General features: G+C 70.5%; 28 protein-coding genes and 1 tRNA gene. 11 read left to right on the top strand and 18 right to left on the bottom strand.

The window, feature by feature from the left end:
- Positions 1–2: 2 nt before the first annotated feature.
- Positions 3–767: an SDR family oxidoreductase gene (locus HW566_RS01125; protein WP_178009660.1), complete on the bottom strand. Its 765-nt coding sequence runs from the start codon at positions 765–767 to the stop codon at positions 3–5.
- A 120-nt stretch (positions 768–887) separates the two neighbouring features.
- On the opposite strand from HW566_RS01125, the gene HW566_RS01120 reads away from it, so the two are divergent.
- From HW566_RS01120 to HW566_RS01105, 4 genes are all read left to right on the top strand, one after another.
- On the top strand, positions 888–1,367 hold the full coding sequence (locus HW566_RS01120) for an NfeD family protein (RefSeq protein ID WP_178009658.1): 480 nt from the start codon (positions 888–890) through the stop codon (positions 1,365–1,367).
- The gene (locus tag HW566_RS01115; protein WP_178009656.1) at positions 1,360–2,286 is read left to right on the top strand and encodes an SPFH domain-containing protein; all 927 of its coding nucleotides are present in this window, start codon (positions 1,360–1,362) and stop codon (positions 2,284–2,286) included. The genes HW566_RS01120 and HW566_RS01115 overlap by 8 nt, the downstream gene beginning before the upstream one ends.
- Positions 2,283–3,053, top strand: a complete 771-nt coding sequence (locus tag HW566_RS01110) for a glycerophosphodiester phosphodiesterase family protein (protein WP_372955784.1) — start codon at positions 2,283–2,285, stop codon at positions 3,051–3,053. The genes HW566_RS01115 and HW566_RS01110 overlap by 4 nt, the downstream gene beginning before the upstream one ends.
- 110 nt (positions 3,054–3,163) lie before the next feature.
- On the top strand, positions 3,164–3,526 hold the full coding sequence (locus HW566_RS01105) for an RNA polymerase-binding protein RbpA (protein ID WP_178009654.1): 363 nt from the start codon (positions 3,164–3,166) through the stop codon (positions 3,524–3,526).
- Between the two features lie 51 nt (positions 3,527–3,577).
- Here HW566_RS01105 and lnt read toward each other — a convergent pair whose 3' ends face one another.
- The 9 genes from lnt to HW566_RS01060 form a co-directional block, all read right to left on the bottom strand.
- Positions 3,578–5,119: an apolipoprotein N-acyltransferase gene (gene lnt, locus HW566_RS01100; protein WP_178009652.1), complete on the bottom strand. Its 1,542-nt coding sequence runs from the start codon at positions 5,117–5,119 to the stop codon at positions 3,578–3,580.
- Positions 5,120–5,129: 10 nt separating this feature from the next.
- Complete coding sequence (locus HW566_RS01095; protein WP_178009650.1) at positions 5,130–7,604, bottom strand: DEAD/DEAH box helicase; 2,475 nt, start codon at positions 7,602–7,604, stop codon at positions 5,130–5,132.
- On the bottom strand, positions 7,601–8,380 hold the full coding sequence (gene tatC / locus HW566_RS01090; protein WP_178014570.1) for a twin-arginine translocase subunit TatC: 780 nt from the start codon (positions 8,378–8,380) through the stop codon (positions 7,601–7,603). Before tatC ends, HW566_RS01095 begins: the two co-directional genes overlap by 4 nt.
- 66 nt (positions 8,381–8,446) lie before the next feature.
- Complete coding sequence (locus HW566_RS01085) at positions 8,447–8,692, bottom strand: twin-arginine translocase TatA/TatE family subunit (protein ID WP_178009648.1); 246 nt, start codon at positions 8,690–8,692, stop codon at positions 8,447–8,449.
- Between the two features lie 69 nt (positions 8,693–8,761).
- Complete coding sequence (locus tag HW566_RS01080) at positions 8,762–9,721, bottom strand: helix-turn-helix transcriptional regulator (RefSeq protein ID WP_178009646.1); 960 nt, start codon at positions 9,719–9,721, stop codon at positions 8,762–8,764.
- Positions 9,718–10,719, bottom strand: a complete 1,002-nt coding sequence (locus tag HW566_RS01075) for a helix-turn-helix transcriptional regulator (protein WP_256728806.1) — start codon at positions 10,717–10,719, stop codon at positions 9,718–9,720. The genes HW566_RS01080 and HW566_RS01075 overlap by 4 nt, the downstream gene beginning before the upstream one ends.
- A 36-nt stretch (positions 10,720–10,755) precedes the next feature.
- Positions 10,756–11,715 carry an FKBP-type peptidyl-prolyl cis-trans isomerase gene (locus HW566_RS01070; protein WP_178009644.1) on the bottom strand — a complete coding sequence of 320 codons (960 nt, stop codon included), beginning with the start codon at positions 11,713–11,715 and terminating at the stop codon, positions 10,756–10,758.
- A gap of 9 nt (positions 11,716–11,724) precedes the next feature.
- Positions 11,725–12,732, bottom strand: a complete 1,008-nt coding sequence (locus HW566_RS01065) for a tRNA (adenine-N1)-methyltransferase (protein ID WP_178009642.1) — start codon at positions 12,730–12,732, stop codon at positions 11,725–11,727.
- Positions 12,729–13,409, bottom strand: a complete 681-nt coding sequence (locus HW566_RS01060) for an HAD family hydrolase (RefSeq protein WP_178009640.1) — start codon at positions 13,407–13,409, stop codon at positions 12,729–12,731. The genes HW566_RS01065 and HW566_RS01060 overlap by 4 nt, the downstream gene beginning before the upstream one ends.
- Before the next feature lie 107 nt (positions 13,410–13,516).
- Between HW566_RS01060 and HW566_RS01055 the strand changes: the two genes are divergently transcribed.
- Positions 13,517–14,383 (top strand): PAC2 family protein, encoded by an 867-nt coding sequence (locus tag HW566_RS01055; RefSeq protein WP_178009638.1) that lies wholly within the window; start codon positions 13,517–13,519, stop codon positions 14,381–14,383.
- 55 nt (positions 14,384–14,438) lie between these two features.
- Here the strand turns inward: HW566_RS01055 and HW566_RS01050 are convergent, their stop codons facing one another.
- The 4 genes from HW566_RS01050 to HW566_RS01035 form a co-directional block, all read right to left on the bottom strand.
- On the bottom strand, positions 14,439–15,272 hold the full coding sequence (locus HW566_RS01050) for an undecaprenyl-diphosphate phosphatase (protein ID WP_178009636.1): 834 nt from the start codon (positions 15,270–15,272) through the stop codon (positions 14,439–14,441).
- Between the two features lie 10 nt (positions 15,273–15,282).
- Positions 15,283–16,581, bottom strand: a complete 1,299-nt coding sequence (locus HW566_RS01045; RefSeq protein ID WP_178009634.1) for a M20/M25/M40 family metallo-hydrolase — start codon at positions 16,579–16,581, stop codon at positions 15,283–15,285.
- 73 nt (positions 16,582–16,654) lie between these two features.
- Positions 16,655–16,739, bottom strand: a tRNA-Leu gene (locus HW566_RS01040).
- Positions 16,740–16,847: 108 nt separating this feature from the next.
- Entirely contained in the window at positions 16,848–18,686 is a 1,839-nt protein-coding gene (locus HW566_RS01035; protein WP_372955806.1) for a DEAD/DEAH box helicase, read from the bottom strand.
- A 78-nt stretch (positions 18,687–18,764) separates the two neighbouring features.
- Between HW566_RS01035 and HW566_RS01030 the strand changes: the two genes are divergently transcribed.
- The gene (locus HW566_RS01030) at positions 18,765–19,610 is read left to right on the top strand and encodes an SGNH/GDSL hydrolase family protein (protein ID WP_178009630.1); all 846 of its coding nucleotides are present in this window, start codon (positions 18,765–18,767) and stop codon (positions 19,608–19,610) included.
- Here HW566_RS01030 and HW566_RS01025 read toward each other — a convergent pair whose 3' ends face one another.
- Positions 19,611–20,402, bottom strand: a complete 792-nt coding sequence (locus HW566_RS01025; protein WP_178009628.1) for a TrmH family RNA methyltransferase — start codon at positions 20,400–20,402, stop codon at positions 19,611–19,613. It abuts the gene before it with no gap.
- 72 nt (positions 20,403–20,474) lie between these two features.
- On the opposite strand from HW566_RS01025, the gene HW566_RS01020 reads away from it, so the two are divergent.
- The 3 genes from HW566_RS01020 (at position 20,475) to HW566_RS01010 (ending at position 22,510) form a co-directional block, all read left to right on the top strand.
- Positions 20,475–21,323, top strand: a complete 849-nt coding sequence (locus tag HW566_RS01020; protein ID WP_178009626.1) for a Sir2 family NAD-dependent protein deacetylase — start codon at positions 20,475–20,477, stop codon at positions 21,321–21,323.
- A 33-nt stretch (positions 21,324–21,356) separates the two neighbouring features.
- Complete coding sequence (locus tag HW566_RS01015; RefSeq protein ID WP_178009624.1) at positions 21,357–21,968, top strand: histidine phosphatase family protein; 612 nt, start codon at positions 21,357–21,359, stop codon at positions 21,966–21,968.
- Positions 21,969–22,036: 68 nt separating this feature from the next.
- Positions 22,037–22,510 (top strand): Lrp/AsnC family transcriptional regulator, encoded by a 474-nt coding sequence (locus HW566_RS01010; RefSeq protein WP_178009622.1) that lies wholly within the window; start codon positions 22,037–22,039, stop codon positions 22,508–22,510.
- Here HW566_RS01010 and HW566_RS01005 read toward each other — a convergent pair.
- A complete protein-coding gene (locus HW566_RS01005; RefSeq protein WP_178009621.1) occupies positions 22,446–23,483 on the bottom strand; it encodes an EamA family transporter in 1,038 nt (345 codons plus the stop codon). The genes HW566_RS01010 and HW566_RS01005 overlap by 65 nt on opposite strands.
- Positions 23,484–23,574: 91 nt before the next feature.
- Here HW566_RS01005 and HW566_RS01000 point away from each other — a divergent pair, with 91 nt between their 5' ends.
- On the top strand, positions 23,575–24,135 hold the full coding sequence (locus HW566_RS01000) for a CGNR zinc finger domain-containing protein (protein WP_178009619.1): 561 nt from the start codon (positions 23,575–23,577) through the stop codon (positions 24,133–24,135).
- Here HW566_RS01000 and HW566_RS00995 read toward each other — a convergent pair.
- The gene (locus HW566_RS00995; protein ID WP_256728802.1) at positions 24,095–24,997 is read right to left on the bottom strand and encodes an alpha/beta fold hydrolase; all 903 of its coding nucleotides are present in this window, start codon (positions 24,995–24,997) and stop codon (positions 24,095–24,097) included. The genes HW566_RS01000 and HW566_RS00995 overlap by 41 nt on opposite strands.
- A gap of 104 nt (positions 24,998–25,101) precedes the next feature.
- On the opposite strand from HW566_RS00995, the gene HW566_RS00990 reads away from it, so the two are divergent.
- The gene (locus HW566_RS00990; RefSeq protein WP_256728981.1) at positions 25,102–25,809 is read left to right on the top strand and encodes an exonuclease domain-containing protein; all 708 of its coding nucleotides are present in this window, start codon (positions 25,102–25,104) and stop codon (positions 25,807–25,809) included.
- 41 nt (positions 25,810–25,850) lie between these two features.
- On the opposite strand, the gene HW566_RS00985 is transcribed toward HW566_RS00990, so the two are convergent.
- Positions 25,851–26,372: a hypothetical protein gene (locus HW566_RS00985; RefSeq protein WP_178009617.1), complete on the bottom strand. Its 522-nt coding sequence runs from the start codon at positions 26,370–26,372 to the stop codon at positions 25,851–25,853.
- Between the last annotated feature and the right edge of the window lie 4 nt (positions 26,373–26,376).

Raw genomic sequence — 26,376 nt, 5'->3', positions numbered from 1 at the left:
CGTCACTCACCGCCGAACGACGAGATGTCTCCCACCAGGCGGGTGTTGTCGGCAGGGATCGGCTCCACCGCGGCGAGGGCGATCTCGGCGGCGAACTCCGAGACGTTGTAGAGCTTGCCGGCCGACTCGCGGCGGGTGGCGATGGCCCCCGGGTTCGCGCGCTCCAGCAGGGTGGCGGTGATCGTGCCTTCGATCATGTCGCCCGAGACGACGACGAAACCGATGCCGCGCTCGGTCAGCTCGCCGACGCGCTCGCGGAGCGCATCCTCCCCCGCGCGCTTGGAGAGTGCGACGGCCTCGTACTCGGGCATCGTCGGGGTCGTTCGGATGAAATGCGCTTGGTGACTGGTGACGAAGACCACGCGCGATCCGTCCTCGAGGACGGGGAGCGCGGCATCGAGCACGCCGAGCTGCGCGTCGCGGTTCAGCTTGAGCGCGTAGTCCTCGGCCATGCCGCCTTCCATGCCGCCCGAGGCGTTCAGCACCAGGAGATCGAGGTGACCGAACGTCTCGCGCACGGCGGCGAACATCTCGTCCACCGATGCGCGGTCGGTCAGGTCGGCTCCGACGACGAGCACGTCGACGCCGAACGCGCGCAGCTCAGCGGCGAGCTTCTCGGCGCGCGGGGCCTTGTTGCGGAAGTTGATGACGACGTTCGCGCCCGCCTGCGCGAAGTAGCGCGCGGTGTCGGCGCCGATGCCCCGCGAGGATCCGGTCACCAGTGCGGTGCGCCCGCTGAGGGTTCCGGCGGGAAGGGGCTGAGTCATGGGGTGCTCCTGCGGGGAAGGTCTCGGGGCGCCGCGGATCGCCGGCACCGCACGAGCCTATCAACCGGCCCTCGCTCGCCCCTCGACTGCTAGGTTCGAGCCAGGGACGAAGGAGCGCCGATGTTGCCCGATCTCACGCAGTACCTCTGGATCGCGTGGCTCGTCCTGGCCCTGATCTTCGTCATCGTCGAACTGCTGACGCTGGAGTTCACGTTCCTGATGCTCGCGGCCGGGACGCTGGTCGGCGGTCTCGGCACGAACCTGCTCTCCGCGCCCTGGTGGCTGCAGGTGGCTGCGGCCGCGGCCGTATCCGCCCTTCTCCTGTTCACGATTCGGCCGCTCCTGCTGCGAGCCTTGCGCCGGAGCAGCGCGCACATCCCCACCAACGTCGACGCCCTCGCCGGAATCGGAGCGCGGGTCCTCGTCCCCTTCGTCGACGGCGCGGGATCGGTCAAGCTCGACAACGGCGAGACCTGGACGGCGCGCCTGACCGATCCGACCGCGGACGTCGCAGTCGGCAGCCGTCTCATCGTCCACGCCGTCCGCGGGGCGACCGTCGAAGTCGTCGCCGCTGGTCCGAAGGAGAACACCCATGGTTGATGTCGGCGCCTTCATCGGGCAGATCTTCGTGATCGTCCTGCTCGCCGTTCTCGCGATCTTCGTGGTCGTCGTGCTGTTCCGCGCGATCCGGATCATTCCGCAGGCCTACGCCGGCGTGGTCGAGCGCCTCGGCCGCTACCAGAAGACCCTGACCCCCGGTCTGAACATCCTGATCCCCTTCATCGATCGGGTCCTCCCCTTGGTCGACATGCGCGAGCAGGTCGTCTCCTTCCCCCCGCAACCCGTCATCACCGAGGACAACCTCGTCGTCTCGATCGACACCGTCGTCTACTTCCAGGTCACCGATGCCCGCGCCGCGACGTACGAGATCAACAACTATCTCGGGGCCGTCGAACAGCTCACCACGACGACGCTGCGCAACGTCGTGGGTGGCCTGAACCTCGAGGAGGCCCTGACCAGCCGCGACAACATCAACGGGCAGTTGCGCATCGTCCTCGACGAGGCCACCGGTAAATGGGGCATCCGGGTCTCGCGGGTCGAGCTCAAGGCGATCGACCCGCCCGCCTCGATCAAGGACTCGATGGAGAAGCAGATGCGCGCCGAGCGTGACCGTCGCGCCGTCATCCTGACCTCGGAGGGATCGAAGCAGTCGCAGATCCTCGAGGCCGAGGGGCGCCGACAGGCCGACATCCTGCGTGCCGAGGGCGAGAAGCAGTCTGCGATCCTCCGGGCCGAGGGTGAGGCGCTCGCCATCACCAGCGTCTTCGAGGCGATCCACGCCGGACGTCCCGACGACAAGCTGCTCGCCTACCAGTACCTGCAGACCCTGCCGAAGATCAGCGACAGCGCGTCCAGCAAACTGTGGATCATCCCAAGCGAGTTCACCGAAGCGCTCAAGGGCATGAGCGCGGGGTTCGCCGCGCGGTCGGACGAGCGATCGGCACCGCCGACACCGTGATGCACCCCTACTTCGACCCCGAGAGGCCTCGCGTCCTGGCACATCGGGGGTTCGTGCCGCCCGATGCCGAGAACATCGTCGAGAACACCTTCGCGGCCTTCGCCGCGGCGCATGCCGCGGGTGTGCGCTATGTGGAGTCTGATTGTCATCTGAGCGCCGACGGCGCCGTGATCCTCTTCCACGACACCGATCTCACGCGGGTGGCGGGTGATCCGCGTCGCATCTCGGACGTGCCCCGTCGCGAGCTCGAGAAGATCATGGCCGAACGCGGCGGTCTGATCACCCTCCCCCAGGCGCTCGAGGCGTTCCCGACTCTGCGGTTCAACCTCGACGTGAAGGCCGACGATGCGGCGACGGCGGTCGGCGAGGCCGTCGCGCCTCACGCGGACCGGGTGCTGGTGACCAGCTTCTCGGATCGTCGTCGGATGCTCGCTCTCCGCGCGGCGCGGGCCGCCGGCGGCGACCCGGCCACGTCCGCGGGTACGGTCCGCACCATCGCGCTCGTCGTCGCCGTCGCCTCGGGTGTGCCATGGTTGATACGCCGGGCTCTGCGCGGCATCGATGCGGTCCAGGTGCCCGAACGCCGGGGACCTCTTCGCATCGTCTCCCCCCGAATGATCCGCGCGGTGCACCGCAGCGGTGTGGAAGTGCACGTCTGGACGGTCAACGACGCGGACGACATGAAGCGCCTGCTCGCCGCCGGCGTCGACGGACTCGTCACGGATCACGCCGACCGGGCGCAGCTCGTCATCGGCGGTCCGCGCTGAATACCCCGACACGCTGAACATCGGCTGTGAAACCCCGAGGACACCCGTCCGTTCGGATGATGCACACAGCCGCGCACGTTACAACTGATAGCCGACGAGAGGACCACACAATGGCAGACCGCAGTTTGCGCGGCATCCGACTCGGCGCCTCGAGCCTACAGAGCGAAGAGGGCGTCGTCTTCCACGACCGGGTCAACCACACGTACGTGTGTTCGCGCTGTGCGCACGAGACCGTCATGACCTTTGCCGCCGACGCCGATGCGCCCGAGACCTGGGAGTGCCGCGCGTGCGGCGCCGAGGCCCTGTTGCGCGTCGGAGAGAACGTCGTCGAGGTCGACCACTCGGGTGACAAGGCCGCACGCACCCACTGGGACATGCTGCTCGAGCGCCGCACCCTCCCCGAACTGGAGGAGCTTCTCGAAGAGCGACTCGCGATCCTCCGAGAGCGTCGCGGTTCGCGCCTGAGCGCCTGACCACGCCCCGCGCGCGAAGAGCGCCGGCCCGTCATACGGGTCGGCGCTCTTTCACGTGCGGCGGCGACGGAGGGCGAGGACGAGTCCGGCCGCGAGGAGCGCGATGACGCTGCCCCAGCCGAGGGCCACCTGGACGGCGCCGCCGGCGATCACGGCAGGAGTCAGTCCGGTACGCAGCGGGACATCGGTGATCATGGCACCGGCCACGGCCGCCGGCAGTCCGTCGAGTTCGCGCCCGTCGGGGGCGATGACCTGGCTCGTCCCGACCGTCGAGATGTTGACCACCGAGCGTCCGGTCTCGATGGCGCGCATGCGCGCGAACGCGAGCTGCTGAAGGTTCTCGTCCGTGTCGCGGAAGTCGGCGTTGTTCGTCTGGAACACGTACACCTGCGCCCCCTCGGCCGCGCCCGACCAGATCACGTCGTCGTACAGGACGTCGAAGCAGATCGCGAGTCCGACGCCCACACCCGCCACGTCCATGAACGGTGGATTGCTGCCGGGCGTGTACTCGCGCTGGATGAGGCCGATCAGGTCGGGCACGATCAGCTCGAAGAACCAGCGATCGGGAACGTACTCCCCCATCGGGACGGGACGGGATTTGTCGTGGATCGCGAGCGGGTTGTCCGCGCCCGCCTCCCAGAGCATCGAGGTGTTGTAGATGTTCTCGCCCCGCGCCGTCGCGGCGTTGACGAGCAGGGGTGCGTCGACGCGCGTCGAGAGTCGATCCAGGACCTCGGCGACCGAGTCGTTGGAGAGCGGATCGGCGTCGATGCCGCCCTCGGGCCACACGAGCAGGTCCATCGGCTCATCGATGATCGCTTCGGTCGCGTCGAGCTGTGCGCGCATGACCCCGTAGGGCTCGCGCTCGTCGAAGTACCCGGCAGGGCCGTTCCCCTGCACCGAGCCGATGCGGTACGAGCCGGCGTCGGTGGTGGGGAAGGCCGGCACGACCAGGAGCACGACGGCGACCACGCCCGCCGGAAGGGCGGCGCGGATCCCGACCCGCCGGACGACGCGTACGCCCTCGATCGCAGCGGCGACGACGAAGACCATGAGGAAGGTGAGCCCGGAGACGCCCGTCCATGACGCGATCTGCGCCAGCGGACTCTCGGACTGGCTCATGCCGATGCGTCCCCAGGGAAAGCCGGTGTACGGCCACGAGCCCATGAAGAGCTCGCGAGCGGTCCACAGCCCGGCAACGAGCGCCGGCAGCGCTATCAATCGGGCCCAGCGGCCACCCGCGAGACGGGGCAGCCAGCGGTACGACAGCGCGATGGGGATCGAGCCGAGCGCGAAGAAGACCGTCTCGATGCCGGCGAGTCCGAACCACGGCAGCGCGCCGAGATACCGCGTGATCCACGAGATGTGGATGAAGTAGAACGAGGCTCCGAAGACAGCGCCCACGGCGACGGCACCCCAGCTCGACCGGCCGATCAGGCCGACGAGGGAGAAAGCGACCCCGAAGAACGCGAGCGGCCACCAGCCGATGTCGGGAAAGGCGGCGTCGAGCACCGCTCCGCCCACGAGCGCCCCGACGAGCGCCAACCACAGGGGGATCAGGGGCCGCGACGCGGCCGGGGTCGAATCGGGCACGTCATCGAGCCTAAACGCCCGAGTACGACACGATCCCGCGCCGCACGGCCTCGAGAGCGGCGCGTGCCGTGCGGGCCAGTGGCGCGTCCGCCACGAGCGAGAGCTGGTCGAGCAGGTCGATGGTCTGCTTCGCCCAGCGGACGAAGTCGCCGGCCGCCATGTCGGCCTCGACCAGCACACGGTCGAGCATGACGCCGCGCGCCCACGAGTGCATGGCCTTGGCGATCCCGGTGGGCACCGGCTCGGTACCCGGCAGCCGGTGGTCGCGTTCGAGGTCGTCGAGGACGGCCCAGAGCTCCTGCGTCGCGGTGAGCGCCGTGCGGAACGCGCCGCGGGGAAGCCCGTATTCCCCCGGCCCGTCGCTCTCGCGTCGCGGCTCGTACACGAGGCTGCACGCGAGGGCCGCCAGACCGGCCGGGTCGAGGTCGCGCCAGATGCCGCGTCGCAGTGCTTCGGCGACGAGGAGGTCGCGCTCTCCATAGATGCGTCGCATCGTGGCACCCGCGGGCGTGAGCGAGGTCGCGCCGTCGTCGTCGACCCGCACGTATTCCAACGCCGTCAGCACGTCGACCACACGGTCGAACACCCGCGCGACCGTCCCCGTCCGGGTATCGATCTGCTGGCGCACCTTCTGAACGTCGCGGTGCAGACGCCAGTACCGCTCCGCCCAGCGAGCGTGGTGCTCGCGGTCCGGGCACCCGTGGCACGGATGCCGCTGCATGCGGCGACGCAGCTCGGCGAGGTCGTTCTGGCGCCGCTGACGGATGCGGGCCGGCGCGGTCCGGTCGTTGCGGTTGAGCTTCTCGAGATCACTGAGCTCGCGGCGGATGCCCGAGTACTCGCCGAAATCGCCGCGGTCGCACGACATAGACCCCGCGTACCCGGCGAGGGTCTGCTCCTTGTCCTTCACCTGGCGGGCCAGGCCGACCACCGAGCGGTCGGCCTGGAACTGGGCGAACGACGACTCCAGCACTTCGCGCGCTCGGTCTCGGCCGAACCGGTCGATGAGGTTGACGGCCATGTTGTACGTCGGGCGGAAGCTGGAATTCAGCGGATACGTCCGTCGCGAGGCGAGTGCGGCGACGGCTTGCGGGTCGAGCCCTTCGGTCCACTGGATGACGGCGTGGCCTTCGACGTCGATCCCGCGGCGGCCGGCTCGGCCGGTGATCTGGGTGTACTCGCCAGAGGTGATGGCGACCCGCGCCTCGCCGTTGAACTTCTCGAGCTTCTCGAGCACCACGGTGCGCGCCGGCATGTTGATCCCCAGCGCGAGCGTCTCGGTGGCGAAGACGGCTTTGACAAGCTTGCGCTGGAAGAGCTCCTCGACGACCTCCTTGAACGCCGGCAGCAGCCCGGCGTGATGGGCCGCGACACCACGCTCGAGGTTGTCGCGCCATTCCCAGAAGCCGAGCACCGCGAGATCCTCCTGCGCGAGCGCATGGGTGCGCCGCTCGACGACCGCCCTGATCTCGTCCCGCTCTTCGGGGGTCGTCAGGCGGACACCGGACCGCCGCACCTGCTGCACGGCCCCGTCGCACCCGGCGCGGCTGAAGATGAAGAAGATCGCCGGAAGCAGATTCGCACGCGCGAGGAGCCCGACGACCTCGGGGCGATCGAGCCGTTCGATGCGCTGCGCGGCGGCCGCTGCCGGGGGCCGCTTGCCGTTGCGGTAGGGACGATGCGCCTCGCGCCCGCCTCCGCTGCGGTGGCCCTGGGAGCGTCGGGGGCTCTCGAAGCGCTGACCCTGCGGCGAACGCAACCGCGTGAGCTCCTGATTGACCTGCGCCGTGGCGACGCCCGCTCGGTCGTCGAACAACGGCAGCAGATCGCCGCGTACGAGGACGTGCTGCTCGAGGGGCACGGGGCGGACCTCCGAGACCACGACCTCCGTGTCCCCTCGCACGGTGTCGAGCCAGTCGCCGAACTCCTCGGCATTGGACACCGTGGCCGAAAGCGCCACCATGCGCACCGACGGGTGGAGGTGGATGATGACCTCTTCCCACACCGCGCCGCGGAACCGATCGGCGAGGTAGTGGACCTCGTCCATGACGACGTAGCGGAGACCGCGCAGCGCGGGCGAGTCGGCGTAGAGCATGTTGCGCAGCACCTCGGTGGTCATCACCACGATGCGCGCGTTGCCGTTGATGTTGGTGTCGCCCGTGAGGAGTCCGACGTCGTCGGCACCGTAGATGTCGACCAGCTCGCGGAACTTCTGATTCGACAGCGCCTTCATCGGCGTGGTGTAGAACGCCTTCGTGTCGGGCTCGAGCATCGCCAGATGCATCGCGAACTCGCCGACGATGGTCTTCCCGGCCCCGGTGGGCGCCGCGACCAGCACGCCCCGCCCGTCCTCGAGTGCGTGGCACCCGGCGACCTGGAACGGGTCGAGCTCGAACCGCTGCATCGCCGCGAAGTCGGTCGTGAGCGGGTGCGAACGCGCGGTCTGAGCGGCGAGATACCGCTCCGCAGGACTGCCCCCGCTCACGGAAGCGGATCTGTCGTCGGCACCGGTCCGGGGACCACGAGCTCGGGGCGGCGCCGCGAGCGCCGCAGATCGAGGAGCAGAGAGAGCCCGGCGGCGGCGAAGTAGAGCACGGTGAGGATCGAGGCCAGCATCAGCATGCTGACGATGTCGGCCGCCGGCGTCGCGAGCCCTGAGAAGACGACGGCGATGAGGATCGCCACGCGCCACCCCTTCAGAATCGCCTTGCCGCTCATGATCCCCGCGAAGTTCAGGGCGACGAGGAAGACGGGGATGATGAAGGCCACACCGACGACCAGGAGCAGCTTGAACACGAAGTCGTAGTAGTACTTGCCCTCGTAGAAGTTGGCGGACGATTCCGGAGAGAAGGTCGCCATGATCTCGACGATGTGCGGCATCACGAGCCAGCCCGTGAAGACCCCGGCGAAGAAGAGGGGCACCGCGGCCGAGACGAACCCCACGGTGTATCGCACCTCCTTGCGGGTGAGTCCCGGCATCAGGAACGCCCAGATCTGCCACAGCCAGACCGGTGCAGACAGGATGATGCCCACCGAGAACGAGATGCGCAGACGCATGTCGAACGGCCCGGTGATCGTCGAGTACATCAGCTTGACGGCGTCCGTGTCGCCCCGCTGCTCGGCCACCACACGGATGGGCTCGGTCATGGCCCAGATGATCCAGTCGGTGAGGAAGAACGACACCACCATCGACACGACCAGCGCCAGCGCCGCGAAGATGAGTCGGCGTCGGAGCTCGACGAGGTGCTGCCCCAAGGACATGCGCTTGTCGCGCCGGGGCGCACCGTCCGCCCCTGAGCGCGTGCGCTCAGCCGTCACCACGCGAGGCTACGGCGTGGGTGCGGCCGGGCCGCTCTTGGGCTCCGCCGGCTTCTCCGTCGGCGCGGCGTCCACGGTCGACGACGCCGTGCCAGCCGTCGTGTCGTCATCCTTCATCGCCTTCATCTCACCCTTGAAGATGCGGGCGGACTGTCCCATGCTCTTCGCCAGCGCCGGCAGCTTCGCCGCGCCGAAGAGCAGCAGAATGACGATGAGTAGGATCCACAGGTGCGGGCCTGCGAACAGATTGCTCATGTCGTCTCCTCGTCGGTCGTTTCGGCCAGTCTAACCCGCGGATCCGATGCACCCGCTGTGCGGCGGATATCAGTAGTACTGGTCCAGCGCGGCTTCGGCCCACTCGAGCGCGGCGCGCCGCGCATCGGCGGGCGCGACCACTTCGATCGCGCCTCCCGCTCGCGCGACGAGTCGCTTGAGCGATCGGGCGTCGGCCACCCGGATCCGTGCGAAGCGCCAGGGACCGTCGGCCCGGATCTGCGCGTTCGCGAGGTACTCCCCCACGGCGGCGGCGGCCGTGGCCGGATAGCGGATCTCGGCGACCACCTCGTCCTCGCCGGGTTCGAAGAGCTCGGGCACCGGCTCCGACGCGTGCACGGCGGCGATGTCGGTGAGCACCGGCTCAGCGACGCGATCGAGATGGAAGGTGCGCATCGCGCGGCGGGTGTGACACCAGCCCTGCAGGTACCACTGACCGTCGGAGATCGAGACCTTCACCGGGTCGACGATGCGGGTCGTGACGGGCGCGTCGGGAGCCCGGTAGGTGAATGAGACCGCGACGCGTGCCTGCAAGGCGCGCGCGACCGTCTCGCGCACCTCGTCGACCGGCGCCGGAGCGATGATCACCTGTGCCGGCTCCTGACCAGCTCCCCGGGCGAGCTTGGCGAGCAGGCCCTGCACGACGACGGTGTCGCCGACGCCCGGAAGGGATGCCGCCAGCTGCAGACCCGCGAGCAGGGCGGCGGCCTCGCGCGCTGTGAGACGGGGCGATCGCTCGAGCCCGACGGCATTGGTGATGACGATGCGATCCTCGCGGTCGAGCAGGTCCCAGTCGATGTCGAACAGGTCGTTGGCCATCTGCCAGAACCCGCCCTCGCCGGGCAACCCGATGACGGTGAGCTTCTCGACCATCGCCCGCATCTGCGCGGGCGAGACGTCGAAATCGCGCGCGGCCTCGTCGACGGTGACCTCGCCCTGGGAGATCAGGTAGGGCACGAGCTGGAGGATCAACGCGGCGCGGTCGGTGGCCACGATCGGCTGCGCGCTCACGTCGCCGCTCCCGAATGCTCACGGGCGCCGCGCAACCGTTCGACGACGGCATCGCGCAGCGGCAACGGCTCGATGACGCGCACCTCCGGTCCGTAGGAGGCGAGCTCGTCGGCGAGCACCTGCAGGTCGACGAACGGCACCCGCAGTCCCCGCGTGTCGGTGCCGACGGGATCGGCGCGGCGCCCGAGCCGGACGGCCGCTTCGGTCCCCGCCATGACCTCGACGACCGCTCGCTGACGTGCGGCGAGATCGCGGAGCCCCGCCAGCGCCCGCTCGCCCGCGCCGGCGCCCCCGCCCCCGTCGAAGGAGCGGCGGGTGATCGCGACATCCGAGCAGATCCGCGAGAGCAGGAAGGTGCGCTCTGCATCGACGGAGGTATCGAAGGCGAACAGGTGCCAGCGCCCCTCGAACTCGACGAGGGCGTAGGGACGCACCTGCCGCCGTCGCGGATGGGCGGATCCCGGACGCAGGTAGTCGAACGCGACCTCGCGCGCCTGCTCGATGGCTCGCTGCAGCGGGACGAACGACGCCTCGCGCAGCGTGATGCGGGGAGCGAAGCCGATGATCGGCTCGTCGACGTCGATCCCGAGCGAGCGGATCTTGCGCAGCCCAGACCGTGCGCCCGCCGAGAGGGATCGCTCCTCCCAGACGCCGCCGGCCAGGGTGAGCACCGCCAGCTCCGCCGGCGTGAACTCGATGTCGGCGGGCAGAGCGTACTCGGTCGGCGGGATGCGGTAGCGCGCCTCACGAAGGTCGTCCGGGTCTGCGTAGTCGCCGATCGTCTCGATGGGCACGCCGAGTCCGCGGAGATTCTCCTTGTCGCGCTCGAACATCTTCTCGAGCGCTTCCTTGCTCGCTCCGTCCTCGGCCTGCTCGCGGTAGCCCGACACCGAACCGAGGATCGTGTCCTTCGTGAGCCCCTGCTCGGTGGCCATCAGCGCCACGACGAGATTCACCAGGCGCTCCTCTGGCGCGACGCGGGGAGGAGAAGTGGACACGTCTTCGATTCTAGGCGCGCCCGCCCGCCCGGCGACTCAGGCCGCGGGGTCGAGTCCGAGGATGTCGACGACATAGACGAGGGTGTCGTCCGCGGACGCCCCGCCCTGCGCCGCCCCGGCGGCTTCCTCGGGCGGGATGACCGCCAGGATCTGGGAGCCGACGGTCTGGCCGCGCAGCGCCTCGGCGAGTCCGGGCCCCATACCGTCGATCTCGATCGGACGCGCCCCGGTGCCCCAGGTCGAATCGACGACGTTGCGGTCGCTCCAGGTCACGGCCGTGAAGTGCACCCGCACCGGCACGTCGCCGGTCACTTCGGCGCCGTCGCCGCGCTTGAGGACCTCGACGGCGAGGTCGGTCGGCGCGTCGGCGTCGGGAACGACGATGCCGGGCCGTCCGTCGGGTGCGAGCACCACCGCGGGCATGCCGGGGCGGTCGTTGAACTGGTCGGCGCCGTCCGCAGCGGCCAGGTACACCTTCTGCAGATCGAGCACGACGACGGTCGTGGCGTCTTCGGCCATGCCGAATCGGGCGCGGGTGTCCGCGGTGACCTCGTCGGGTCCGAGGGCCATGACGATGCGGGAACCCTCGGTCGCGCAGTCGAGCGCGTCGACGAGGCCCGGGAAGGTCGCCGACCAGCTGTCGAGCGGGTACACCTGCGACAGGTCGCCGGTGTAGCCCGAGGCCGCGATGGGGGTGCCCGACGTGCCGTCGAGCACGGTGAGGTCGAACACGAGGTCCTGCGTGTCGGTGGTGATCGCCCGTCCATCACCCACGACACGGTCCTGCGCGGCGAGCTCGTCGACGTGCACCGGTGCGCTGAGGGTGATGCTGGGCTCTTCTCCTACCGTCGTGTCGCTGACATCGACCAGGTCGAGTGCGCTCGAGGACGGCAGCTCGCGCGAGCAGGAGCCAGACGTCGACGAGGGCGTCGAGCAGGCCGTCAGGGCGAGCACGGTCAGAGAGAGAGCGCCGGCGGCGGCGAGGATCCTACGCACCGCAGCAGTCTACGCGGACTCGTCGTCGCCCGATGCGGCCGTGCGGGCGCCGTCGGCGGCGCGCTGCGCCTCTCGCAGCCGCTTGCGCAGGTTCTTGTCGGTGATCTCGCGATCGCCGACGGCTCCGGGCGTCCAGAGGTCGACATCGACGTCGGCGTAGCTCGGCTTCTTGAGCGCCCGCTTGCGGACATCAGGCGGCACCGCCCCCGGCGCGAGCCGACGCGCCGTGACGAGGAAGCCCGTGTGCGCGACCATCCGATGATCCGGCCGCACGGCGAGGCCTTCGACGTGCCAGCCGCGGATCATCGTCTCCGATGCGTCGGGGTCGGTGAACAGCCCCGTGCCGCGGATGTACTCCGCGACGCGGCTGAGCTGGGTGGCGGTGGCGATGTAGCAGAGGACCACACCGCCCGGTACGAGCGCGTCGGCGACGGCGTCGATGCACTCCCACGGCGCCAGCATGTCGAGCACCACCCGGTCGACGCTCCCGGGGGCCGCCGCGTCGGGCAGGCTGTCGACGAGGTCGCCGACCACGACGTCCCAGTTCTCCGGACGCGACCCCGTGAACGTCGTCACGTTGGCCTCGGCGACCTCGGCGAACTCGGGCCGACGTTCGAACGAGAGCAGTCTGCCCTCGCCCCCGATCGCGCGCAGCAGCCACAGCGAGAGCGCGCCGGAGCCGACCCCCGCCTCGACGACGGTGGCGCCGGGGAAGATGTCGGCCGCAGCCAGGATCTGCGCGGCGTCCTTGGGGTAGACGATGGCGGCACCGCGCGGCATCGACATGACGAAGTCGCGAAGCAGCGGACGCAGGGCGAGATACTCGTGGCCACCGCTGTTCGTGACGACCGAGCCGTCGGGCTGACCCACCAGCAGCCCGTGGCGGAGCACACCGTGATGGGTGTGCAGCTCGCCCCCGTCCCGCAGGGTGATGGTGTGCATCCGCCCCTTGGGGCCGGTCAGCTGCACACGGTCGCCGTACCGGAACGGGCCGCGCGGCTGGAGGTCGTCGGTCATGCGGAGGCTCCGAGTCTGTGGCGGGCGTGGAGGGCGGCGAGGTCGGCGACCGTGCGGCCGGCGAGCGAATCCCAGAGCTCATGCGCGCCGACGCCGTCGAGCGGGACCATGAGCGGGACCCCGAGCGCGACGGCGCCCGAGGCGACCGCCGAGCGCAGACCGTTCGGGGAGTCCTCGATGGCGACGGTGTCGGCGATATCGACGCCGAGGGCGCGGCTGGCCTGGAGGTACGGGTCGGGATGCGGCTTGGGCCGCGACACCTCATCGCCCGCGACGACGACGTCGAACGCGTCGAAGGGGATGGCGGAGATGACGGTGTCGGCCATGCGGCGCATCGACATGGTCACCAGCGCCGTCTTGACCCCCGCTGCGCGCAGCTCGGAGAGCAGTTCGCGAGCGCCGGGACGGAACGGCGCACCCTCGGCCCGCAGACGGTCCGAGACGGTGTCGGTCAGGTGGTCGATGATCTCCTGCGTCTGCATCCGAACGCCGGCGCGTTGCAGGATGCCGGCGGAATCCTCGAGGCCCATGCCGACCAGTCCGAGAGCCTGCTCGTGCGTCCAGGTGCCGCCGTAGCTCGCGACGAGAGGTCCCTCCGCGGCCATCCAGAACGGTTCGGTGTCGACCAGGGTGCCGTCCATGTCCCACAGGACGGCGGCGGGATAGGGAGAGCTCATCCGCACCATGCTACCGACGCCGACGGAAGGTCCCGGCACTGCGTGCCCCGACCCGGCGCGGACCCCCGCGGCGTATCGTGGACCAGAACCTCACGGAAGGAGCACGGGTGGAGAGTCTCGGACGACGGGTGCTCGTGGTCGCCTTCGACGGGTGGAACGACGCGGGCGAGGCCGCGACGGCCGCCGCGACGCAGCTGCGGGAGTCACGCCCCTACGAGTCCGTCTACTCCGTGGACCCGGAGCTGTACTTCGACTACATGTACACGCGCCCCCATATCGAGGCCGATGCCGACGGCCGGCGCTCGCTGCGCTGGCCCGAGGCGACGATCTGGCGGCCGCAGGCCACCGCGCGCGGCACCCGCCTGTGGGTGCTCAGCGGAGCCGAACCCGCGCGCGCGTGGAAGTCCTTCGCGGCGGAACTGGTCGATGCCGCGCTGCGCGAGGACATCACCGGTCTCGTCGCCCTGGGGTCGATGATGAGCGACGTGCCGCACACCCGGCCGATCACCGTGTTCAGCGGGAGCGACAACGAGGAGCTGCGCACCGCGCTCGGACTCGAGCGCTCGACGTACGAAGGGCCCGTCGGCATCCTCTCGGTGATCGCCGCAGCCGCCGAGGAAGCGGGCATCCCCACCGCCGCGCTCTGGGCGAGCGTCCCCCACTACGTCGCAGGCCACTCCCCCTCGCCGAAGGCGACACTCGCTCTGCTCGACCGGCTCGAGACGATCACCGGAGCCAAGGTCGCCCGGGGCTCGCTCCCCGGTGACGCGCTCGCGTGGGAGGCGACGATCGACGCCGCCGCCGCCGACGACGAGGAGATGACGGAGTACATCCGTCAGCTGGAGCAGACTCGCGACACGTGGGACTCCCCCGACGCCTCGGGCGACGCGATCGCGCAGGAGTTCGAGAAGTACCTCCGCCACCGCGGCGACGGCGACGGCCGAGGCCCGGGTCGCGGCGGGCCGCACCGCTGACGCCTCCCGGTTCGCACCCTCCGCGCGAGTCGGCACGAACCGGGAGGAGCCGGGATCAGGTGGCCTGCAGCACGCCGAGCGACAGCAGCACGATCAGGACGACGCCGAGCACCACGCGGTAGAGCACGAACGGCAGGAAGCTGCCGCGCTTGAGGTACTGCATGAGGAACGCGATCACCGCGAGTCCGACGCCGAACGCGACCACCGTGGCGACAGCGGTCTCGCCGAGCGTGAACACCGAGGCGCCCGGTTCGCGGATGGCCTGCAGCAGCTCGTAGAGCCCACTGCCGAAGACCGCCGGAACGGCGAGCAGGAAGGCGACCTCGGCCGCCGCCGGCCGCGTGTAGCCGAGCGCGAGACCCATCGTCGTCGTCGCTCCCGAGCGCGAGACGCCGGGGATGAGCGCCAGCGCCTGAGCGAAGCCGAGTGAGAGCCCGTGACCGTACGTGAGGTCCTTCTCGGTGCGGATGCGGCGACCGAGGGCGTCCGCGATGCCGAGGATGACGCCGAACACGATCAGCACGATCGCCACCAGCCAGAGGTTGCGGAACGTGTCGCGGATGACGTCCTGGAACAGGAAGCCGAGCACGCCGATCGGAAGCGTTCCGATGATGACGATCCAGCCGAGTCGCACATCGGCGTCGTCCCGCGGAACGGACCCGGTGAACGACCGGAACCACCGGCCGATGATGCGGGTGATCTTCTTCCAGAAGTAGACCAGGACCGCGAGTTCGGTGCCGATCTGGGTGATCGCGGTGAAGGTCGCGCCCGGGTCCTGCGCCGACGGCAGGAACTCGCCCACGATGCGCAGGTGCGCACTGGAGGAGATCGGCAGGAACTCGGTCAGGCCCTGGATGACGCCCAGGATGATGGCCTCGAGGAGCTGCATGGACAGCCTTTCAGTACGTGCGGATGAGATCGGTGAGCACACGCTGCCCGAAGACGAGCGCGTCGATCGGGACGCGTTCGTCGACACCGTGGAACATACCGGTGAAGTCGAGCCCGGCCGGGAGGCGCAGCGGCGCGAAGCCGAATCCGGCGATGCCCAGCTCTGCGAGGGCCTTGTTGTCGGTCCCGCCGCCCATCAGATAAGGCAGCACCGGGACGCCTGGATCATGACGCCCGAGGGCGGCGACCATCGCGTCCACCAGGGCTCCCTCGAAGGGGACCTCGAGTCCGATGTCGCGGTGGACGATCTCGATGCGGATGTCGTCGCCAACGATGCGCTGGATCTCCGCCAGCACGGCGTCCTCCTGACCGGGGAGCGTGCGGACGTCGATCGCGGCGGCAGCGGCGTCGGGGATGACGTTGTGCTTGTACCCGGCGGTGAGCCCTGTCGGGTTCGCCGTGGTGCGGAACGTCGAGGCCAGGAAGGGCGACGTGGCGCCCGTCGCGTCAGCGACGGCGTCCGGGTCCGACGCGTCGCGGTCGCTCAGCCGGGCGAGGTCGGCGACCAGGCGCCGGGTGGTGGCGGTCAGCTCGATGGGCCAGCGGGCGCGGCCGAGCTCTGCGACGGCCTCGGCGAGGCGTGTGATCGCGTTGTCGGGATGCAACCGGCTGCCGTGCCCGGCGCGTCCGGTCGCATGGAGTCGGAGCCAGACGAGCGCCTTCTCGCCCACCTGCAGCAGGTAGGCGCGGCCCCCGCCGACGCCGATGGAGTAGCCGCCCACCTCGCTGATCGCCTCCGTGGCGCCGGCGAACCACTCGGGGCGGTCGCGGACCACGAGCTGCGAGCCCTCGACGCCGCCGTTCTCCTCGTCGGCGAAGAACGTCACGATGAGATCGCGCTCGGGCTGCTCCCCCGCTCGGAGCAGCTCGGCGACGGAGGTGAGGATCATGGCGTCCATGTCCTTCATGTCGACAGCGCCCCGCCCCCACAGCATCCCGTCGCGCACGACGCCGGCGAACGGATCGACAGACCAGTCGTCGGCCACGGCGGGGACGACATCGAGGTGGCCGTGCAGCACCAGGGCCGGCTTCGTGCGGTCGCGGCCGGGCACCCGCACCGAGACGTTGGTGCGACGCGGGATGGGCTCGTAGTACTCGGGCCGCAGCCCCAGCGACTCCAGATAGGCGCCGACGTACTCGGCCGCCTCGCGCTCGCCGCGCGACCGCCCCTCGCCGAAGTTCGTCGTGTCGAAGCGGATGAGGTCGCGCGCGACGCGGGCGACCTCGGGCAGATCGTCGTACTCGGACATGTTCTCAACGGTAGTCGCGAACCGCACGCGGAAATGACGAAGGGCCCCGTCTCCGGGGCCCTTCTGTCCACTGTGCGCGAGGGGGGACTTGAACCCCCACGCCCTATACGGGCACTAGCACCTCAAGCTAGCGCGTCTACCTATTCCGCCACCCGCGCAGTGTTTTTGCGGTTGTTCCCAACCGAGGATCAACACTAACACGTCGGCGGCGCGGCCGAGAATCGCCGCCGTCCCGGGCGTGGCGCGGCCCCGCGGCCCCGCGGCCTTCAGGATCGGACCCGTGAGCGCAGCACCGCGATGCGCGCCTGCAGCTGTGCGACCGTCGCGTGCGAGACAGCGGGTCCGCCGCACACGCGCCGGAGCTCCGCGTGGATCTGACCGTGCGGTTCGCCGCTCTGGCGCGCGTAGAGCCCGACCAGGCTGTTCAACAGCTGTCGCTGTTCCTTGAGCGACCGATGAAGCGGCTCGGGAAGGGTGGTCTCGGGTGCCTCGTCTGCGCCGGACGCGGTGGCGGTCTGCTCCCTCGCCTCGCGGGTGTGACGGTGGCGGGTCTGCCGCGACTGGCGCTGCATGAGCAGCTCGTGGACGTGCTCGGGCTCGAGGAGCCCCGGGATGCCGAGGAACTCCTCTTCCTCGGGGGTTCCCGGCACCGCGAGCTGCCCGAACTCCGCGCCGTCGAACATCACGCGGTCGAAGTGGGCGACCGAGCCGAGCGCCTGGTAGCTGAACTCCTCGGTCAGGGCGTCGGAGGCCTTGTCCTCGCTCTCGGCCTCGGCGAGCAGTGTGTCTTCGAGACCGTCGTCGTCGCCCGCCTCGCGGTCGAGCGCGTGGTCGCGCTGCCGCTCCATCTCTCCCGCGAGTCCGAGGAGCACCGGCACGTTGGGGAGGAACACGCTGGCCGTCTCGCCCCGTCGACGCGCCCGCACGAAGCGGCCGATGGCTTGCGCGAAGAACAGCGGCGTCGACGATGAGGTCGCGTACACCCCGACCGCGAGGCGCGGCACGTCGACACCCTCCGACACCATGCGCACCGCGACCATCCACCGGGTGGTCGCCTGCGCGAAGATCTCGATGTTGCCCGAGGCGGCCTTGTCGTCCGAGAGCACGACCGTGGGGGCCTCCCCGGTGATGTTCCGCAGGATGTCGGCATAGGCCCGTGCCGCCGTCTGATCGGTCGCGATCACCAGGCCACCGGCATCCGGAACGTCCTGTCGCACCTCGCTCAGGCGACGGTCGGCGGAACGCAGGACGGCAGGGATCCAGTCGCCCTCCGGGTTCAGCGCGGTCCGCCAGGCCTGTGAGGTGATGTCCTTGGTGTTGTCCTGGCCCAGGTGCGCCTCGAACTCGTCGCCCGTCTTGGTGCGCCACTTCATGTGCCCCGCGTAGACGAGGAACAGCACCGGCCGGACGACCCCGTCGGCCAGGGCCCGTCCGTAGCCGTAGTTGAAGTCGGTGCGCGAGAGGCGGATGCCCTTGTCGTTCGGGTGGTACTCCACGAACGGGATCGGCGCGGTGTCGCTGCGGAACGGCGTGCCTGACAGGAGCAGCCGCCGCGTCGCGCGGCCGTACGCCTCGCGCAACGCGTCGCCCCAGCTGAGGGCGTCGCCGCCGTGGTGCACCTCGTCGAGGATCACGAGCGTGCGCGCGTCCATCGTCAGGCGCTGGTGCACCGAGGCCTTCACGGCCACCTGCGCGTAGGTGACGGCGACGCCGTGGTACTGCCGCGAGGGCACGGCGTGCCGGTTGCTGAAGCGAGGGTCGAGGCGGATGCCGACACGGCCGGCGGCGTCGGCCCACTGGGTCTTCAGGTGCTCGGTGGGAGCGACGACGATGATGCGGTCGACCACGTCACGGCGCAGCAGCTCGGACGCGAGTCGGAGGGCGAAGGTCGTCTTTCCGGCGCCGGGGGTCGCGGCGGCGAGGAAGTCGCGCGGCCCGCGACCGACACCCTCCGGACCGTCGGCGCCGAAGTACTGGTCCAGTGCCTCGGCCTGCCAGGCGCGCAGCCGCTGCGCGGTTCCCCAGGGCGCGCGCTGCGGGAAGGAGGGCGACAGGTGCTCGGCGGCGAAGCTTCCGAAGTGCTCCTGCGGGTCCTCTGTCACGATGGACCACCCTAAACGACCCCGGGTACACGATCGGCCGTGAGCGGCTACCGTGGAAGGACCGACGTCGCCAGGAGGGTCATGAGGAACAACGAGCCATCCCAGGACGCGAGCCGTACGCCCTACGTGCCCAACGAGACGGCCCATCCCTGGCGCCGATTCGTGGCCATCGGCGACTCGTTCACCGAGGGCATCGGAGACCCCGAGCCCAACCGCCTCGGTGGTCACCGCGGCTGGGCCGATCGCGTGGCCGAGGTGCTGAGCGCCCAGGTGCCCGACTTCGCGTACGCGAACCTCGCTGTGCGGGGCAAGCTCATCGGTCAGATCGTGGCCGATCAGATCGAGCCGGCGCTGGCGCTCAAGCCCGATCTCGTGACGTTCTCGGCGGGCGGCAACGACGTGATCCGGCCCGGTTCCGACCCCGACGCCGTCGCTCAGCAGTTCGAGGACGCGGTCGTGCGGCTGTCCTCGACGGGCGCGACCCTCGTGCTCTTCACCGGGATCGACACGAACTTCACGCCGGTCTTCCGCGGCATCCGAGGGCGGGTGGCGATCTACAACGAGAACATCCGCGCCATCGCCGACCGCTACGACGCCATCGTCGCCGACCAGTGGGCTTTGAAGGAGGTGCAGGACATGCGGTTCTTCGACGATGATCGCCTGCACTACAACTCCCTCGGACACCACGAGATCGCGCGCATGGTGCTGCGAGCCTTGAACGTGCCCAACGACCTGCAGCCGATGCAGCCCGACACCCTGCCGCCCCTCACCTGGCGCGCCGCACGCACGAACGACCTGGTCTGGGCCCGGGAGTACTTCGTGCCGTGGGTGCTGCGTCGGCTCCGGCACCAGTCCTCGGGCGATCACATCACCGCCAAGCGGCCCGAGCCGTTGCCCGTCCTCAGACGCTCCGACGATCGGGACTGATCAGCGCAGCGCCCACAGCGCCACGGCGCTCGCAGCGGCGACGTTGAGAGAGTCCACTCCCCCGGACATGGGGATCGTCACGATCGTGTCGGCCGCCTCAAGAGCACGCCGGCTCAGACCGTCGCCCTCGGTTCCCATCAGCAGCGCGACGCGTTCGGGTCGGTCGGCCGCGAAGACGTCCAGCGGCACCGCGTCGTCCGCGAGGGCGAGAGCCGCCAGGTGCAGTCCCGCCTCGCGCAGCAGCGGTGCCGCATCCGGCCAGGCGGGCAGGCGCGTCCACGGCACCTGGAACACGGTCCCCATGCTGACCCGCACGCTTCGGCGGTACAGCGGATCGGCGCAACGATCGCTCACCAGCACCGCGTCGGCGCCGAGGCCGGCGGCCGCGCGGAAGGCCGCCCCCACGTTGGTGTGGTCGACGATGTCCTCCAGGATCAGCACGAGGCGCGCGTCGGCGACGACCTCGGCGAGGGATGCCGGAGCCGGACGGTGCATCGCCGCAAGCGCCCCGCGATGGACGGCGTAACCCGTCACCGATTCGGCGACGGCGTCCGAGACGACGTACACCGGTGCCTCGCCGGCGAGTCCCTCGACCTCGCTCAGCCACTTCTCCTGCACGAGGAACGACCGTGCCCGGTGCCCGGCGCGGTGCGCCCGCGCGATCACCTTGGCCGACTCGGCGATGTACAGACCGCCGGCGGGCTCGATCACCCGCCGCAGCGCGACGTCGGTGAGGTCGCGATAGTCGGACAGGCGGGGGTCGGACGCATCCTCGACGCGGAGCACGGGCATCCCCCCACTCTCGCACGCATGCGCCTGGGCGTACGGCGACATCGACGCCCGGGACGCTCGTAGAGTAGGAGGGTGACGCCTCCCGACCTCGCTCCGCCCGCCGGCGACGAGGTGCAGCGCGCCATCGACGTCCTCTCGGGGCGGCGCATCGCGGTGCTGACCGGCGCCGGCGTCTCGACCGACTCCGGCATCCCCGACTACCGCGGCGCGGGTGCACCGGTGCGCACACCCATGACCGCGCAGCAGTTCCTCGCCAGCGAGGACGCGCGGCGTCGCTACTGGGTCGGCAGCCACCTGGGATGGCGCGCCTTCGCCGCAGCGCGGCCCAACGACGGCCACGTCGCCCTCGCCGACCTCGAGAATTCGGGGCTCGTCTCGGGTGTGGTGACGCAGAACGTCGACGGCCTGCACCTGCGGGCCGGAAGCCGCCGTGTCGTGGAGCTGCACGGAACGATGCGCCGGGTCTTCTGCCTCCACTGCGGCCAGGTGTTCGACCGTCGGGACCTCGCCGAGCGCGTCGAGTCGGACAACCCGTGGATCAGCGTCCCCGAGAACGTCGAGCTCGGTCCCGACGGCGACGTGCTCCCGTCGACCAGCGACGGGTTCGTGGTGCCGCGCTGCTCGGTCTGCGCCGGCACGCTCAAGCCCGACGTGGTGTTCTTCGGCGAGTTCGTCCCGCGCGAGAAGTTCGCCGAGGCGGAGCAGCTCGTGCGATCGAGCGACGCGCTCGTGGTCGCCGGCTCGTCACTCGTCGTGAACTCCGGCGTACGTCTCGTGGAGCGGGCTCGCCGCCGGCGCCTGCCGGTCGTCATCGTCAACAGGGGCGTCACGCGGTCGGATGCGAAGGCGACCGTCAAGATCGACAGCGGCGCCTCCGAGGTGCTCCGGGCCTTCGCATCGGGTCTGCCGCCGCTCGGCTGACATCGGGCCGTCACGGCCACGTAGGGTCGGAGAGTGACCGTCCTGATTCTCGTACGCCACGGTGAGACCGACTGGAACCGCGACCGCCGGATCCAGGGTTCCACCGACATCCCCCTCAACGACACCGGACGGGGCCAAGCGCGGGAGGTCGGGGTGAGGCTCCGACAGGCCCTCGCGCAGCCCGACCGCGCAGTCGTCGCGTCGAGCGATCTCGTGCGCGCCGCCGAGACGGCTCGGCTGATCGCCGCGGAGCTGGGCACGGCCGCCGCCCCGCCCGCCTACCCGGAGCTGCGCGAGCGGGGCTACGGCGAGGCCGAGGGCGTCGGAGTCGAGGAGTTCCACGCCCGATGGGGCGAATGGGCCCTCGCCGAGGTGCCGGGCGCGGAGGCCTGGCCGGCGGTGCGCGAACGCGCGCTCCGGGGCCTGCGCCGCGCGGCGCGCGATGCGCGGATGCTGCGTGCACCCGCGTCGGTCCCGTTGATCGTCGTGGCGCACGGCGCGCTCATCCGCGAGGTGATCCGGCATGCCACCGGTGACGCGTTCCCGGCGCAGGGGGTGCGCCTGGCCAACGGCTCGACGCATACGTTCCTGCTCGAGCGCGAGCGACTGAGCCTCATGGAGTCGCCGGCTCTCATGACGGACTGAGTCCGCAGGGGGTCGTGACGACGCAGGATGCTCAGCCCGATCGCGGCGGCCGTGTATCGTCCAGCATTATGGCAACGAACGACCAGGTCGATCTGGCGCTCCTCGAGGCCTTGGCCGACGATCCCCGCGCCACCGTGGTGGCGTTGTCGGAGCGCCTCCGGATGTCGCGCAACACGGTGCAGGCGCGGATGGCGAGGCTCGAGCAGTGCGGTGCGTTCCTCTCCTACGAGCGGTCCATCTCGACCCGCGCCCTGGGCTATCCGATCGAGGCGCTCGTGAGCGTCGTCCTGCGCCAGCCGGACCTGCCGCGCATCGCCGCCGAGCTCGCCACGATCCCGGAGGTGCTGCAGGCGCAGGGCCTCAGCGGTCAGGTCGACCTGATGGTGCGCGTCGTCGCGCGCGACACGCAGCACCTGTTCGCCATCGATGCGCAGATCCTGGCGATCGACGGCGTGGAGCGCACCGAGACCTCGCTCATCATGGACGAGGTGATCCCGCAGCGGGTGAAGCCGCTGCTGCGGCAGGGACGCGACGCGTCCTGACGCGTGATCCGCGGTCGGCATCGAGACGGACGAGCACGACGCCGGTGAGGATGAGCGCACCGCCGACGAACTGCACCCCGGCGGGCGTCTCGGCGAGGAGCAGCCAGGCGAAGGCGAGCGCGAACAGCACCTCGGACAGTCCGAGGAACGAGGCCAACCGCGACCCGGTCCGGGGAACGGCGCAGACGCCCAGGGCGTAGGCGAGGCCCGTCGTGGCGCCGACCCACAGCAGCACGATGAGCGGGGGAAGCGGGATCCCGAGCACGGCCGCGGGGTCGGGCCCGGCCGAGAACGGGAGGATTCCGGTGAGCAGCAACAGAGCGATGCACACCGTGGCGACCACCATGCCGCCTGCCGCGAGCACGAGCGGCGGCAACGTGTCGCCCGTGCGCTCGGCCATCACGAAGTAGACGCAGGTGCACACGGCGGCGCCCAGCGCCAGCAGCGTGCCCCAGAAGTCGAACCGCGCGCCGACGATGTCGACGACGAGCACGAGCCCGACCATCGCCACCACGGATCCCGCGAGCACGGTATGCGAGGGGCGGCGGCGGGTGCGTGCCCAGACCCAGATGACCAGCATGACCGGAGCGAGGTACTGGATCAGCAGCGCCACGGCCACCGGCATCCGCTGCATCGCCGAGAAATAGAACAGCTGGCATCCCACGACGGGCATGACCCCGAACGCCACCAGCGCGCCCCCGTGGCGCTGCAGGAAGCGCTTCTCGCGCAGAACCGCCCGGACGAGGAACGGCGAGAGGACGAGTGCGGCGGTGCCGATGCGCACCAGCAGCGCCGCGCCGAGCGACCAGCCGTCCTCGAGGAGCGGCTTGACCAGCGGGCCGCTCGAGGAGAACGCGAGCGCGGATGCCAGCGCCATCGCGATTCCCAGTGTGCGCCGGCGCCCCACGGGCGCGGCGGGGATGTCGGCGACGGGGGCTGGGATGATGGGCAGCGGCGCCGTGGGATTCGTCATCGTGCGACCTCGGATGTCACAGGTAGGGGATGTCACAGGTGAAAGTTATCTACACTCGTGACAGTAACGCTCGCACGAGTCAGGAGTCAATATGGTCTTCATCCATGACACGGAGCTGTCGCTGCGGGCCGCGGCGGCCCTCGTGAACACTCTCCCGCGCACCGGCGCGGGCACGGCGGACACTCTCACCGACAGCGCTGGCCTCGATGCGTACCTCGCGGAGTTCGCCTTCACCGGCGCGATCGTCCGCGACGACGCCGAGCTGCAGGCCATGCGGCGCATCCGACCTCGCCTCCGCGAGCTCTGGGACCTCGGGCGCGACGACGCGGTCGCTCGGGTGAACGCCATGCTGCGCGACGGCGACGCACAGCCGCAGCTGGTGATCCACGACGACTACGACTGGCACATCCACGCCACGCCCGACGACGCACCGCTGGCCACTCGGGTCCTCGTCGAGGCGGCGATGGCCTTCGTCGACGTCATCCGCGCCGACGCCTACGATCGCGTGCGCATCTGTGCGGCCGACGACTGTGCAGCGGTGTACGTCGACTTCTCGAAGAACGGCTCGAAGCGCTACTGCGACACCGGGAACTGCGGCAACCGCATGAACGTCAACGCGTACCGGCGGCGGAAGGCCCGAGAGAACCCCTGATCGCGGATGCCGCCTCGAGCGGCTTCTCGTAGTGGATCAGGTGTCCGACTCCATCGATCTCGACCAGTTCGGCGTCGGCGAAGAGCTCGACCAGGCGGCGCTCCGCCTCGATCGGGGTGATGTCGTCCTGCACCGCCGCGATCAGCAGGGTCGGCTGCGCGATCCGTGGCGCGAACGCACGCACGTCGTTCGACACCGAGGTCACGAACGCGTCACGCAGCACGTCGCGGTCGGCGAAGCTCGAGAAGTAGGCGTCGTGTTGCGCATGGACGAAGCGGCGCAGGGGTGCGTCACGGGTCTTGACCATCGCCAGGCTCATGACCCGCACGATGACGCGGTTGCGCAGCAGCGCCTCGCCGAGACGGCGCGGGAGGCGCGCACCGAGGTCGTAGTACCAGATCGCGAGACGGGTGAACACTCCCCGCGGGCCTTCCAGAGCGGGGGCGCCGATCGGGTTGATGAGGATCAGTCGCGGTGTCGCCAGTCCCCCCGCCACGGCGGCCGATGCCACGATCGAGCCGAAGGAGTGGCCGATGACGACCGCCCCGGGCGCGGCGGCGGCGGCGAACGCGATGAGCCAGTCGGCGTACGCCGCGAGGTCGTGCCGCCGTCCCGGCAGCGGGGGTGTCTCGCCGAAACCGGGCAGGTCGGGCATCACCACGCGGACGCCGGGAAGGTGGGCGACGACGGGTTCGAGTCCGTGGTGCTCGCCGCGGAACCCGTGCACCGCGAGGACGGTGTGGGCGGCATCGTCCTCGCCGTACACCCAGTACGCCGTCGTGCCGCCGAGCACGCCGGCCTCGCGTCGGCGTACCGGGATGCGCGAGAGGAGGTCGGCGTACGGCGACGAGGCGGAGGTCACTCCTCGAGTCTACGGACGCGGCGCGCCGCTCCTCGCGTGTCGGCGACCCGCCCTAGCCTCGGGATGTGGACTCCTCACCTCGACTCGTCACCGGGCCCGACGAGCTGGAGCTCTGGCCACGCGCCGCGCCGGAGTGGACTCGTACGATCGGCGTCTTCGATCTCGAGACCACCGGCGTCGACGTCGTCTCCGACCGGATCGTGACGGCGCACGTCGGTCTTCTCGACGAGTCCGGGCGTCCCGTGCGCTCCGCCAGCTGGATCGCCGACCCCGGCATCGACATCCCCGCCGGGGCGACCGCCGTGCACGGCATCACCACCGAACACGCGCAGCGCGAGGGCCGGCCCGCGACCGAGGTCGTCGCCGAGGTCGTCGCAGCACTCGCGGCGCTCTTCGACGCCGGCATCCCCGTCGTCGCCTACAACGCACCGTTCGACTTCTCCATGCTCAAGCACGAGGCCCTCCGCCACGGTGTCGAGCCGATCCTCGTCCCGAGGCCCGTGATCGACCCGCTCGTCATCGACCGACGCTACGACCGGTATCGCCGCGGCAAGCGCACGCTCTCGGTCGTCGCCGCGCACTACGCGGTCGACCACGCGGCGGCGCATGAGGCCGCTGCCGACGCCATCGCCGCGGGTCGTGTCGCGCAGACGCTCGCGGCGCGCTACGCCGACGGGATGCCGCTCACGGCAGCCGAGCTGCACACCCGTCAGATCGGCTGGGCACGGGCGCAGGCCGACAGCCTCAGCGAGTACTTCGTGAGCATCGGGCGCCTCGACGCCGATGTCGACGGGTCGTGGCCGATCCGCTGAGCGGCGCTGCGCGTCCGCCTCCCCGCGCGGGCGGCGGCCTCTCACTGAGCCGGCAGACAGCCGCCGTCGAGGATGTAGCCGCCCGCCTCGACGGTGACGGCCTGCTCCTCGAGCGCGCCGAACACGCATCCCCCGCCCGGCGGCACGGCCCCGAAGAGCACGTCGCCGGCGCCGGTGCGCGTCTGGATGTCGCTCAGACCGGCCTTCTCGAGCACGGCGCGCACCGATTCCTCCGACCAGCTCCCGTCCGCGCGGGCGTCTTCGAGACGAGCACGCACCTCGTCGACGAGGACGGCAGTGGCCGCCGGCGACGCGTTCGACGACGGCATCCGCTGCCGGTACGCGTCGTTCAGCGCCATCGCCGCGTCAGGATCGTACGGTGCACAGTCCTCGGGGAGCTCGACGCCCGCCTGGACGGGGCAGGCCGCCGTCGGTGACGCCGCGGACGGGGTCGGCGCGCTCGGGCTCGCGAACCCGGGCGCGCCGACCGTGGCGCATCCGCCGGCGAGGAGGACCGTGACGACCGTCCCGGCGACCGCGGCCGCCCACCTCGTCACGGTCATGGCA

It is taken from the genome of Microbacterium oleivorans, from assembly GCF_013389665.1.
GTDB classification, from domain to species: domain Bacteria; phylum Actinomycetota; class Actinomycetes; order Actinomycetales; family Microbacteriaceae; genus Microbacterium; species Microbacterium oleivorans_C.
This window is presented reverse-complemented; position numbering and strand designations above follow the sequence as displayed.